This is a genomic window from Uliginosibacterium sangjuense, from assembly GCF_059132465.1.
The window spans coordinates 2,219,010-2,231,445 of record NZ_CP101132.1; the positions used below are offsets into that span (position 1 = coordinate 2,219,010).

Annotated in this window: 11 protein-coding genes; 7 read left to right on the forward strand and 4 right to left on the reverse strand. The window is 64.0% G+C overall.

Going from position 1 to position 12,436, the window contains the following annotated elements:
- The first annotated feature begins 13 nt into the window (after nucleotides 1-13).
- The 7 genes from NMB43_RS10310 to NMB43_RS10340 all read left to right on the forward strand — a co-directional run bounded on the left by NMB43_RS10310 (nucleotide 14) and on the right by NMB43_RS10340 (nucleotide 7,178).
- Nucleotides 14-511 carry an AP2 domain-containing protein gene (locus tag NMB43_RS10310; RefSeq protein ID WP_494352073.1) on the forward strand — a complete coding sequence of 166 codons (498 nt, stop codon included), beginning with the start codon at nucleotides 14-16 and terminating at the stop codon, nucleotides 509-511.
- A gap of 125 nt (nucleotides 512-636) precedes the next feature.
- The gene (locus NMB43_RS10315) at nucleotides 637-1,380 is read left to right on the forward strand and encodes a HesA/MoeB/ThiF family protein (protein WP_494352074.1); all 744 of its coding nucleotides are present in this window, start codon (nucleotides 637-639) and stop codon (nucleotides 1,378-1,380) included.
- 128 nt (nucleotides 1,381-1,508) lie between these two features.
- On the forward strand, nucleotides 1,509-2,711 hold the full coding sequence (locus tag NMB43_RS10320; protein WP_494352075.1) for a DUF3300 domain-containing protein: 1,203 nt from the start codon (nucleotides 1,509-1,511) through the stop codon (nucleotides 2,709-2,711).
- Between the two features lie 11 nt (nucleotides 2,712-2,722).
- Nucleotides 2,723-3,664 (forward strand): DUF2950 domain-containing protein, encoded by a 942-nt coding sequence (locus NMB43_RS10325; RefSeq protein ID WP_494352076.1) that lies wholly within the window; start codon nucleotides 2,723-2,725, stop codon nucleotides 3,662-3,664.
- 124 nt (nucleotides 3,665-3,788) lie between these two features.
- Nucleotides 3,789-4,643, forward strand: a complete 855-nt coding sequence (gene kduI / locus NMB43_RS10330) for a 5-dehydro-4-deoxy-D-glucuronate isomerase (protein ID WP_494352077.1) — start codon at nucleotides 3,789-3,791, stop codon at nucleotides 4,641-4,643.
- Nucleotides 4,644-4,815: 172 nt separating this feature from the next.
- Complete coding sequence (gene kduI / locus NMB43_RS10335; RefSeq protein ID WP_494352078.1) at nucleotides 4,816-5,655, forward strand: 5-dehydro-4-deoxy-D-glucuronate isomerase; 840 nt, start codon at nucleotides 4,816-4,818, stop codon at nucleotides 5,653-5,655.
- Between the two features lie 188 nt (nucleotides 5,656-5,843).
- The gene (locus NMB43_RS10340; RefSeq protein ID WP_494352079.1) at nucleotides 5,844-7,178 is read left to right on the forward strand and encodes an N-acyl amino acid synthase FeeM domain-containing protein; all 1,335 of its coding nucleotides are present in this window, start codon (nucleotides 5,844-5,846) and stop codon (nucleotides 7,176-7,178) included.
- On the opposite strand, the gene tfpB is transcribed toward NMB43_RS10340, so the two are convergent.
- The 4 genes from tfpB to NMB43_RS10360 all read right to left on the reverse strand — a co-directional run bounded on the left by tfpB (nucleotide 7,175) and on the right by NMB43_RS10360 (nucleotide 12,391).
- On the reverse strand, nucleotides 7,175-8,965 hold the full coding sequence (gene tfpB / locus NMB43_RS10345) for a type IV pilus assembly ATPase TfpB (protein ID WP_494352080.1): 1,791 nt from the start codon (nucleotides 8,963-8,965) through the stop codon (nucleotides 7,175-7,177). The two genes, NMB43_RS10340 and tfpB, sit on opposite strands and share 4 nt — an antisense overlap.
- A gap of 102 nt (nucleotides 8,966-9,067) precedes the next feature.
- Nucleotides 9,068-10,813 carry a diguanylate cyclase domain-containing protein gene (locus tag NMB43_RS10350; protein ID WP_494352081.1) on the reverse strand — a complete coding sequence of 582 codons (1,746 nt, stop codon included), beginning with the start codon at nucleotides 10,811-10,813 and terminating at the stop codon, nucleotides 9,068-9,070.
- Between the two features lie 111 nt (nucleotides 10,814-10,924).
- Nucleotides 10,925-11,437: a Spy/CpxP family protein refolding chaperone gene (locus NMB43_RS10355; RefSeq protein WP_494352082.1), complete on the reverse strand. Its 513-nt coding sequence runs from the start codon at nucleotides 11,435-11,437 to the stop codon at nucleotides 10,925-10,927.
- Between the two features lie 123 nt (nucleotides 11,438-11,560).
- Nucleotides 11,561-12,391: a class I SAM-dependent methyltransferase gene (locus NMB43_RS10360; RefSeq protein WP_494352083.1), complete on the reverse strand. Its 831-nt coding sequence runs from the start codon at nucleotides 12,389-12,391 to the stop codon at nucleotides 11,561-11,563.
- Nucleotides 12,392-12,436 lie beyond the last annotated feature (45 nt).

Below are 12,436 nucleotides of genomic sequence, written 5' to 3' on the forward strand. Positions count from 1 at the left end.
CGGGATCAGTCGCGTGGATAACGAAGTCAGCCGTACCCATGGGTGGCTGGTCACAATCCAGCGTCGCGGCGTGATTTACCGCAAGCATTTTTCTGACGGCGTGCATGGGGGCAAGCAGAAGTCCTTTGCGGCAGCCAAGGGCTACCGCGATGAGGTGATCGCGAAACACCCGCCGTTCTCCATGCGCGAGTATTCCAACATCGTGAAGAAGAACAACCGCTCCGGCGTGGTCGGCGTCTGTCGCTACTGCGCCTCGGAGACGCGAGATCTTCCCGAGGACAAGCAGCGCTGGTTCTGGGTGGCCTCCTGGCCACTGCCGGACGGTCGCCGCAAGCGCGTCAAGTTCTCGGTCAAGAAGTATGGCGAGGAGGGCGCCTTCAAAGCTGCGCTCAAGGCGCGCAAGGATGCGCTCAAGCACCTGGACGGGCAATTTGATCCGGGTGCCGTACGCCGCAAGCCGGCGCGTCGGCGCGCGTCCGCCGAGGGCGAGGCACGCAAGCTCGCGGCCTAAGGCAGATCTGCTTTCGACGAGGTGGAGTGGGGTGGGCGGCGGTGACGCCGCTCGCCCCCTTTTTCATTCGCGCCCGACCCTTGCTGCGCGTTAAGCTCCGGACCTGACTTTCCGGAAACGCGCGCATGGACGACCAGCAACTCCTCCGCTACTCCCGCCATATCCTGCTGCCGCAGATCGACGTTGCCGGGCAGCAGGCCATCCTCGACAGCAAGGTCCTCATCATCGGAGCCGGCGGACTGGGCTGCCCAGCCGCCACCTACCTGGCCACTGCCGGTGTCGGCACCCTGGTACTGGCGGACGGCGACACGGTGGACGCCACCAACCTTCAGCGGCAGATTCTCCACACCGCCGATGCGATCGGCATGCTCAAAGTGGAATCTGCGGCGCGCAGCCTGAATCGACTCACCCCCGAGCTGCGCATCGAAGCGCTGGCCCAGCGCCTGGAGGGCGCAGCCCTGGACGAACAGATCGCGGCCGCCGATGTGGTGCTTGACTGCAGCGACAACTTCAGCACGCGGCACGCGGTGAACCGTGCCTGCCTGCGCCATCGCAAGCCCCTGGTGTCCGGTGCCGCCATCCGTTTCGACGGGCAGGTGTCGGTGTTCGACCTGCGTGAGCCTGGCAACCCTTGCTACCACTGCCTCTTCCCGGAAGGGGATGAGGTGGAGGAACTACGTTGCGCCGTGACTGGCGTGTTCGCCCCCCTGACCGGCCTGGTGGGCAGCCTGCAGGCGGCAGAGACGCTCAAGCTCATTGCCGACTGCGGTGAAGTACTCACCGGGCGCCTGCTGCTCATCGACGGGCTGAGCATGCAGATACGCAGCGTGCGATACGGGCGCGATACGGCCTGCAAGGCTTGCGGCTGATCACTCTTCTGTACGCGCATTTGCTACAGTCTGTTTCTTACCCTTCCGTGGAGACGCAGATGGCAAAGCGGTGTGCCCGATTGTTGTCCCTTCTGGTTGCGTCCTCCCTCGCATCGGGCAGTGGATGGATGCTTCCCGTGGCCCAGGCGCAGACGCCACCTGCCCCCAGTGCCAGTGGCGAGACCGCGCCTGGCAAGGTGTTCTCGCAGCAGGAACTGGATGAGCTGCTGGCGCCGATTGCCCTTCACCCGGATGCGCTGCTGGCGCAGATTCTGATGGCATCGACCTATCCACTGGACGTGGTGGAGGCGGCCCGCTGGCGCAAGGCCAATCCCAAAGTCGAAGGAAAGGCGCTCGAAACCGCGATGGACGCCCAGAAATGGGACCCCTCGGTCAAATCGCTGACGGCTTTCCCCAATGTGCTGACCATGATGAACGAGAAGCTGGAATGGACGCAGCGTCTCGGAGACGCCTTCCTGGGCCAGCAGAAGCAGGTCATGGACACGGTGCAGAGCCTGCGTGCCAAGGCGAAGCAGGCCGGGTCGCTGCAGAGCAGCAAGGAGCAGACGGTCAGTACCGCCAATGAAGGGGGCCAGACCATCATCAAGGTCGAGGCAGCCGATCCGCAGGTGGTCTACGTGCCGACCTACGACCCGACCGTGGTCTATGGCACCTGGTGGTACCCAGCGCCACCGCCGTATTACTGGTATCCGCCCGGTTACGTGCCGGGGGCGGCCTTCTTTTCCTTCGCCGTCGGCGTGGCCGTGGGCAGTTGGCTGTGGGGCGGCTGCAACTGGGGACGGGGCGACGTCAACATCAACGTCAACAACTTCAACCGCGTCAATCACAACAACCAGATCAACGGGGGCGATCGCTCCTGGTCGCACAACGCCGAGAACCGTCGCGGCGTGCCCTACAACAGCGAAGGGGCGCGCAAGCAGTATGGCGAGCGCTCCGGCCAGGCGCGCAACACGCAGGCGCGTGAAGAGTTTCGCGGGCGCGCCGAGACAGGTCGTCAGGATCTGGGGCAGAACTTCGACCGCGGCGGCGCCACGGCTGGCCAACTCGATCGCAGTCGGGATGCCGGGCGTACCGGCACGACAGATCGGGCGGGTGATCGTGGCGGCGTGCAGGACCGGGCGGGCGGGGGAATCGATCGCAGTCCACAGGCCGGCACGGCCGACCGTGGCTCAGCCTTCTCCGGCATGGACAGCGGGAGCCGCACGCGTGACTACAGTTCGCGTGGCAGCACCAGCCGCTCCGTCTCGGGTGGTGGCGCGGCGGGGGGACGGTCCTTTTCGGGGGGCGGCGCGCGCGGCGGCCGTCGTTGAGGAATCATCGAATGGGTAACTTCATGAAGCAATCCATCCTGAAACACGTGCTCCGTCGTCTGTTGCCCCTGGGCCTGTGCCTGGGCGTAGCCATGCCAGCGTGGTCGATTGCGCCGGAGGGCAAGTTCTTCCCCAGCCCCGAAGCGGCGGCAGAAGCCTTTGTCAGCGCACTCAAGACGCAGGACGCCACGCGAATCCTGGAGGTATTGGGCGGGCGCAGCCATGAAATGATCCTCAGCGGCGACCCGACGCAGGACCAGGCCGCCTGGAAACGTTTCGTCGCGGCCTACGAGCAGGCGCACGAGTTCGAGAAACTGGGCGCCAATGGTCGAACCCTGGTAGTCGGCCCCAACCGCTACCCTTTCTCCTTGCCGCTGCGCCAGACCCAGGCGGGCTGGCAGTTCGACATCGAGGCAGGTCTCGAGGAAAGCCTCAACCGGCGCATTGGCCGCAATGAGCTGACCACGATCGCGGTGCTCCGCCAGGTGGTACTGGCCCAGGACGAGTTCTTCCTGCGCGATGCGGCCGCCAACAGGGCAGGGCAGTACGCCGGCCGCTTCGAGAGCAGCGAAGGCCGGCGCGATGGCCTCTACTGGCCGGCCCTCGCCGGCGAGCCCCCGAGCCCCCTGGGTCCGCTGGTGGCCAGGGCTGCACGCCAGGGTTACACCGGCGAAGACAGCGCCTACTTCGGCTATCACTACCGCATGTTGCCGGGGCAGGGCCGGGCGGCCCGTGGTGGTGCGCGGGACTATGTGGTTAACGGGCGGCAGATCGGCGGTTTCGCCGTGCTGGCCTGGCCTGTCTCCTACGGTGTATCCGGCGTCAAGAGCTTCATCGTGAACCAGGATGGCGTGGTCTACGAGCGCGATCTTGGCCCCGGCACCGCAAAGCAGGCCACGGGCATTCGCCTGTTTGACCCTGGCAAAGGCTGGAAGGCGGCAAGCGAAAACTGATTGCACGGCCACGCCCGCGGCGCTTGCGCCGACTATAAAAAGAGGAGTGGCCGCGCTGCACAACCCGGTCCGAACCAGCCCGACGCATTCGCGTCGGGCCCGCCCCCTTCCGGAGAGCCGCCCGATGAGCATCTATCGCAAGACCTACTATGCGACCGCCCCCGATTCCATGATCGGGGCGTCCAACGAACAACTGCGCCAGCGTTACCTGTTCAGCCAACTGTTCGTGGCGGATGAACTGAACCTCAATTACTCCCATTTCGAGCGCATGGTGGTCGGTGGTGCGGCCCCGGTGTCAAAGAAGCTCGCGCTGCCCACACAGACCGAACCGCCCTCAGCGGCCGGCAAGCCCTTCCTGGAACGGCGCGAACTGGGCGTCATCAATGTCGGAGCGGGCAGGGGAATCATCACCGTGGATGGCCAGCGTTACGACATGGCTCCGAAGGACGGTCTCTACATCGCCATGGGTTCGGCCTTGGTGGAGTTCGAATCGGCCGAAGCGGCCACGCCGGCCAAGTTCTACCTGGTGTCCACACCAGCCCATCAGCGCCACGAAACCAAGCACATCGCCATCGACAAGGCTGTGCCGCTGGAGCGTGGCGCCGCCGAGACCTCGAACGAGCGCACGATCTACCAGTACATCGTGCCGACCACCGCACAGTCCTGCCAGTTGCTGCTGGGGCTGACGATCCTCAAGACCGGCTCGGTCTGGAACACCTGTCCGCCGCACCTGCACGACCGCCGTTCGGAGGTCTACTTCTACTTCGACCTCAAGGACGATCAGCGTGTCATGCACTTCATGGGGCAGCCGGACGACATGCGCCACCTGGTGCTGGCCAAGGACGAGGCCGTGATGTCGCCACCCTGGTCCATCCACATGGGCTCGGGCACCAGCAACTATGCCTTCATCTGGGCCATGGGCGGCGAGAACCTGGATTACACGGACATGAACGTGCTGGACATTTGTCAGCTCAAGTAATCGAGCGCGTTCTTGTGAAAGGCCTTGCCTATCACAGGCAAGGCCTTTTGTTTCTTTGTTATGGGCTTGATCCAGTGCAGGGCAAGGTCCCGGAAGCCGCGTAAAATCGCGTCAGACTAGAGCCTTTCCCCGGGCACCCCCCGGCCGTGCCGTATCCGCAGGAGTGAATGACATGCACATCGATATCCGCCAGGCCGTCAATGCGGCCTATACCAAGACACTGGACACCGAAGGATTGCGCCGCGAGTTTCTCGTCGAGCAGATCTTTGCGGCCGACCAGATGACCATGACCTACAGTCACGTCGATCGCATCGTGTTCGGCGGGGTGATGCCCGTGAATGCTGCCGTGTCCATGCCTGACCTGGGCAAGACCTACGGGACGGCCTACTTCCTCGAACGTCGCGAAATGGGCGTGATCAACATCGGCGGAGCCGGGGTGATCGTCGTCGACGGCGTGGAGTATGCCATCAATGGCCAGGAGGCCCTCTACATCGGCAAGGGCGCCAAGGAGCTGAGCTTCCGCAGCGTGAGCCAGGATGCCCCCGCCAAGTTTTACTACAACAGCACCCCGGCCCATGCGGCCTATCCGACCAAGAAGATCACTCAGGACCAGGCCTCGCCGCAGACCATGGGTGAAGCCAGGACGAGCAACCGTCGCACCATCTACAAGTACATCGTGCCGGGCGTGGTCGACTCCTGTCAGCTGGTGATGGGCCTGACCAAGCTGGACGAGGGCAGCCTGTGGAACACCATGCCTTGCCATACGCATGAGCGGCGCATGGAGGTGTATTTCTACTTCAACATGAACCCGGATGGTGTCGTGTTCCACATGTGTGGCGAACCGACCGAGACGCGCCATGTCGTGATGCGCAACGAGCAGGCCGTGATCAGCCCGAGCTGGTCGATCCACACCGGAGTCGGCACCCAGGCCTATACCTTCATCTGGGGGATGTGCGGCGAAAACCAGACCTTCCCGGATATGGACCATGTGGCGATGACGACGCTGAAGTAAGCGTTACCTGTGTTGGAAGAAAGCGGCTCCTCACGGGAGCCGCTGTCGTATTGCGGGACCGCTTCTCCATATCCAGGATGGCTGTTGGGTGGATCGACTGCTATGCTTCGGCGCACAAGGCCAGCAGAGCCTGAAGTCCCAGTCAATCGAGAGAGGTCATCGCCGCCGCCAGGTCGCGGCGCCAGGTCATGAAACGCCTGCTCGGCGCCGTCGGGCGCCGCATCTTCCGTACCGTCCTGTCGGTGCTGCCACGGCGCACCCGCTTCGCGGCCTATCGTCGCTTGATTAACTGCGACCAGGCGCCGCCGTCTTCGCTCGTGCTCAAACTGGCGGAGACGGAGGAGGAACTCGAGGCCTGCTTCCGCCTGCTGCATGATGCTTATGTCGAGGCCGGTTTCATGCAGCCCGACACATCGGGCTTACGGGTCACGCTGTACCACGCGCTGCCCACGACCTCCACCCTGCTGGCCAAGATGGGAGACCGTGTGGTTGGCACGATCTCGCTGATCCGCGAGAGTGCGCTGGGGTTTCCACTGCAGAAGATCTTCGACATCGACGCGATCCGGCGTACTGGCGGCAATATCGCGGAAGTCTCGGCATTGGCAGTAGACAAGCGTTATCAGTCGCGCGGCGGGATGATTCTGTTCCCGCTGATGAAGTTCATGTACGAGTACGCCACCAAGTACTTCGATACGCGTCACTTGGTGATCGCGGTCAACCCGCGCCATATCGGGCTGTACGAATCCCTGCTGTTCTTCAGGCGCCTGCGGGCGAATCCGGTGGAGCACTATGATTTCGTCAATGGCGCACCCGCCGTGGGAGCGCATCTCGACCTCGCCAATGCGCCGGACATCTATCGCAAGTGCTACAGCGGACGGCAGCCGACCAAGAACCTGTACAAGTACTTCGTCGAGGTCAGTCTGCCGAACATCCAGTTCCCCGACAAACGCTTCTTTACGACCAATGATCCGGTGATGACCCCGGAGTTGATCAATCACTTCTTCAACCAACGCACGCGCACATTCCAGCGAGCGAGTGAGCGCGAAAAAGTGCTGCTGCATGCGATCTATGATCTGCCGGCCTATCGTGCCTACCTGCCGCCGCTGCCACAGGACCCGGAACAGACCCGCCTGCGCAAGCGGCAGCACCAGCGCTTCTCGGTGATGTGCCCGGGCGAGTTGCTGCTGTCAGCAGGCCCACAGGCAGAGACGGTCTACCGCATGAAAGTGATCGAGTGTTCGCGCAGTGGTTTCCGCGCGCGCCTGGAAGACCCTGTTCCTGTGAATGTGGAAGGCCAGGTGTCAATCGAACTTGGCAGCAAGGATCACAGCCAGATGCAGGTGAAGGTGTTGCGCCGCGGGCGCAGCGACGAGCATATCGGCGTATTCCAGATCGTCCAGGCCGACGCGGTGTGGAAGAAGTTCGTCAACGCGCTGCGCATGGCACCCACCCATGGCGAACTGGGCGACGCCACGCGCTTCATGCGCGAGGCCCTGACCCCTTTGCCGCGGGACCCCGCCTAGCCGCCAAAGGCTGGAGGTGTGGTGCGGGCAACTTCCTCCAGCGTGGTCACCCCGGCGGCAATCTTCATTGCCCCGGCGATGCGCAGGGGACGCATGCCTTCGCGCATGGCCTGCTGGCGCAAGGCGCCGGTGTCAACGTTGTCCACGATCAGTTGCTTGAGCGTCGAACTCAGTAACATGATCTCGTAGATGCCGGCACGTCCGAAGTAGCCGGTCATGCGGCATTCCAGGCAGCCGGTCGCCTGCATCAGTTGCTCCGGCATGGCTGATTTCCAGGGCGTGATCAGGTCACTCCACTGCATCGCATCCACCGCCGCTGGCTTGCGACAGTGCGGGCATACCGTGCGTGCCAGGCGCTGTGCCATGACGCCAAGCACCGTGGCGCGGATCAGATAGGGCGGCACACCAAGATCCATCAACCGGCTGATCGCGGAAGGCGCATCGTTGGTGTGTAGCGTCGACAGGACGAGGTGGCCGGTCAAGGCAGCCTGGATCGCCATCTCGGCCGTTTCCAGGTCGCGGATCTCACCCACCATGATGATGTCCGGGTCCTGCCGCATCAGGGTGCGCACGCCGCTGGCGAAGTCCAGGCCGATGTTGTGCTGCACCTGCATCTGGTTAAGGTGGGGATAGACCATCTCGATCGGGTCTTCCACCGTGCACACATTCACCTCGGGCGTGGCCAGTTCACGCAGGGTCGAATACAAGGTCGTGGTCTTGCCACTGCCAGTGGGACCGGTTACCAGGATGATGCCGTGGGGCTGGCGGATCAGCGATTCCCACTGGATGCGTTCTTCGTCCGAGAGTCCCAGCTCGCTGTAACTCTTGAGCAACAGCTCGGGGTTGAAGATGCGGATCACCAGCTTCTCGCCAAAGGCTGTGGGCATGGACGACAGGCGTAGTTCGATCTCCTCACCCTTGGGCGTCTTGGTCTTGATGCGACCGTCTTGCGGACGACGCTTCTCGACCACATCCATGCGCGCCATCAGTTTGATGCGGTTGGTGATGGCCGCCATTATCTGCATCGGAGCCTGATAGACCATGTGCATCACGCCGTCGATGCGGAAGCGCACCAGGCATTCGTCACGCCGCGGCTCGATGTGGATGTCGCTGGCGCGCTGCTCGAAAGCGTATTGCAGCAACCAGTCCACGATGTGGATGACGGCCTGGTCGTTGGCGTCGACGGCGGTGCTTTGTCCCAGTTGCACCAACTGCTCGAAATTGGTGATGCCACTGGGCAGCGCTCGGTGCTTGTCCATGGCGCTGCGCACCGAGCGCGCCAGGCTGTAGAACTCGGCGAGGTAGCGGCGGATGTCGACCGGGTTGGCCATGACCGCGCGTACGCGCAGGCGCAGGGCTTGTTCCAGCACGCTTTGCCATTCCCGCTCGAAGGGCTCGGCGGTCGCGACCGTGACCTCGCCTGCCTCCACCGAGACGGGCAGGATATGGAAGCGTGTCGCGTAGGCGTGGGACACCGCGTTGCACACCCGGGCAACATCCACCTTAAGCGGGTCGATATGCAGGAAGGGCAGGCCGCTGCGGCCGGCCAGCCACTCGGTCAGGAATGCGGTAGTGAGGATCTGGCCGGGGTCCCGTGCGCTGGGCAGGCGCAGTTCGCCTAGCGTGGCCAAAGGATGGGGGTCGGTGTCGCGGCGCCGGCGAACCGTGCGCAAATGCGCCAGGTCGGCTGCGCCAACCAGTCCGTCCTCGGTCAGCATCGCCACGATGTCGCCCAGGGTGAGCTTGCGCTCTTCCGACTTGTGCTCAGGTGTCTTCAGATTTCCCACGACGACGTATCCATCCGGAACAGGGCAGACTGCATTCTAGTCGCGCCGGGGAGGCTTCCGCGTAAAGCGTCGTCAAGCGGTGCAAAGACAGTAGGGCTTGGGTTATTGAGCCAGGCCGGCGCTACCGGTCTTGATGTGGTACATCGAGATGTCCGCACAGCGGATCAGCTCTTCGGCCGATTCGCCGTCGCGCGGATACAGCGCGATGCCGATGGCCGCGCCGACATGCACGCCACCGGCATCCGGCATGCCGATGGATTGCAGCGGACTGGCGAAGGAGGTTTCGATGTTGTTGCGGATCGGCTCGCAGGCCTCCGGACTGTCGACGTCGCGCAGCAGGATGACGAACTCGTCGCCGGCATAGCGCGCCACCAGGTCGTTGTCGCGCACACAGTGGGTCAGGCGATGGGCAATTTCGATCAGTGCACGATCACCCGCCTCGTGACCGAAGTTGTCGTTGATCTGCTTGAAACCGTTGAGGTCGATGAACAGCACGGCAAAGCGAATGCCCTGATCGGACAGGCGGCGCGAGCGGATCAGGTGATCAAGGCGACGGCTGAAGCACTCGCGGTTGGCGATGCCGGTCAGCCGATCAGTCTGCAACTGCATCTGCATGGTCTCGAAACTGTGCGCCAGCTCGCCGATCTCGTCCTGGCGCGAGATGCCGATCGGCGTATCCAGCTCGCCTTCGCCCACGCGGCGCGCGGCAGCAGCCAGACGCTTGAGGTCGTCCGACACCCACACGATGACGCGCATGCCGATGAGCACGGCGATCAGGGCGGCCAGCGCCCCGATCATGAAGGTGCTGCGCAGGTTGGCCGTCACGCCGGTCATGAAGTCACTGCGCGGCATCGCCACCACGGTGATCCACTCCAGCCCGGCGTCGTCGCGCACGCGGTCGAAGGCCACATGCATCTGGCCGAACTCATGGGTGTCGAAGGTGAAGGTTTGCGGCAGCTCCGGTTTGGCCTGGCGCGCCAGCGCCGCCGTCACCTCGGTGTTGATCGCGGCAAGCAGGGACGAGCCGCTCTCGGCTGGTTTGAGGCGGGTGCTGGCCCCATCCGGCAGGCGCTTCACATTGGGCGTGGAGGAGGAGGCGATGAGATCGCCGCTCGGCTCGATGATGAAAGCGATGCCATTGGGCGACACCTTCAGGTTGCGCACGAAGTCGTTGAGCGCGCGCAGCGAGATGTCAGTGGCGACCACGCCCTCCAGCGATCCTTCGGCCGACAGCACGCGGCGCGCCCGGGTGGCGACCAGTTCCTGGGTACCGAAGTCGATGTAGACGGAAGTCCAGATGTCGCTGCCAGCGGTTTCGCCCGCCTTGTACCAGGGGCGTACCCGGGGATCGAATAGTTTCTTCTCGCGCGAATGAAAGTTGAGGGCGCCGTCGATGCCGGTGAAGCGGTAGTAGCTGCGCATTTCGGCAGCCTCGTACTTCACCCGCAACTCGCCCTCGGTCAGCGAGTGGCGGTAGAGGCCGAAGCCCTGGCCCGCGCGGTTGCCGTAATAGACGTAGTTGTTGGGGTCGATGTGCAGCGAGGTGGCGATCCAGAAGCGAGTGCGCAGGTTTGCCAGGTCGGTGCGGATGTCGGACGGGGCCGCCATACCGTTTGGAAAAGCAGCTTCAAGCGCGGCGCCTGAGCCGACGATGTGGCGGTCCACGGCCTGGCCGATACGGCCAACGGTCTCCAGCAACAGGTGCTCTGACACCGAGTCCACCGCGCGGCTGCCCGCCTGCCAGGACAGCACGCCGATGGTGGTGGCCAGCCCCAGCACCAGCGCAACGTAAGGGCCGATCAGGATCAGGCGCAGCGGCAGGTTGGGAATCAGTCGCTTTCGGGGCATGGGGGCGAATCGGACGACGGGGCCGACAGGAAGCCGCCATTATTCCAAAGAATGCCGGCTCCGACGTCTGGATTCGCTACGTACTCAGGGGCGGGGCGATGCCCCTTGCGCTTACAAGGGCATGCCACCGCGTCCCGGGCCGCCATGGCCGCCTTTTTGACCGCGCATGCCCGCATGCATGGGCATGGCGGCATGGAAGGCATCAAAAGCGCTCTTCTGCTCGGGACTGAGCTGGGCATAGAAATCCTTCAGGGCCTGGGCACGCTTTTCGATTGCGGCCTGGTGCTGGCGCGAGAACTCCAGCATCTTGTCGGCGCGTTCCGGGGCGGTCAGTCCGGCCAGGGATTGACGGTCCATGGCAGGGCGGGCCGGCGGTTGCATGGATTCGGTGAAGCTCTTCCAGGCCGGTTCCTGCGCGGCGCTCAGCTTGAGCGTGTCGTGCAGGCGGTTGTGCATCGCGGCGCGGTGCTCAGCGTGGCGCGCCACACGTTGTTCGGTACGTGCGCCCGGCGCAGAGGCGGGGCCGCCCTGGGCAAAAGCGGGGGCGAGGGCGGCACAGCCCAACAGGCTGGCCAGCAGGCCGGCACCGAGCCAGCGGGAATGACGGGTAGAGGGGTGACGCATGATGAGTGCTCCTTGAAAGTGGGCAATCAGCTTGCCCGGTGCATTCATTACATGCGAAAGCCCCGCGCCAGTTGTATCCCGCACGCCGCAATGTGTAAGCAGGTGTGAGGCCTGTCCCCGGGGTCAGTGTGCCGCGCAGAAGAAGCGCGCCTGCAGTTCTTCCAGCCCCAGTTCGTCGAGCAAGGTCTGCAAGCGCTCGGCTGGCTTGCGGCGCGGCAGGTTCTTGTAGGTGGCGACGATCAGCTCGTTCTTCATCGAGTGCTCCCAGCCCACCAGCTCGGTCACGTTGAGCTGGTAGCCATGGGCCTCCAGTTGCAGGCAGCGCAGCACATTGGTCAGGTGGCTGCCGAACTCTCGGGTGTGGATCGGATGGCGCCACACCTCGGCCAACGGCGAGGCCAGCGCGCGCCCCTTGTGCTTGCGCAGCACGGCCGCCACCTCGGCCTGGCAGCAAGGCACCAGCACGATGTGCTTTGCCTGACGTGCGAGGGCAAAGCGAATCGCGTCATCGGTGGCGGTATTGCAGGCGTGCAAGGCAGTGACGACATCCACCCGTTCCGGCAGCGCGGTCGAGCTGATCGAGTCGGCAACCGACAGGTTAAGGAAATCCATGCCTTGAAAGCCCAGGCGTTGCGCCAGCTCGCGCGAGCGCGCCACCAGCTCGTCGCGCGTCTCAATGCCCCAAATCCGGCCCTGCGGTGCATGCTCCTTGAAGAACAGGTCGTACAGGATGAAGCCCAGGTAGGACTTACCCGCACCGTGGTCGACGAGGCTGATCTGCGGGTGCTGGCCCAGCACGTCCTGCAACAGGGGTTCGATGAACTGGAACAGGTGGTAGACCTGCTTGAGCTTGCGCCGGCTGTCCTGGTTCATCTTGCCCTCGCGCGTCAGGATATGCAGTTCCTTGAGCAACTCGATGGACTGGCCGGGGCGGACTTCGTAGGTCTTGGTCATGATGCGTTTGACACGGGAGCAGGGCGGCAAGTTTACCCGCGCGCT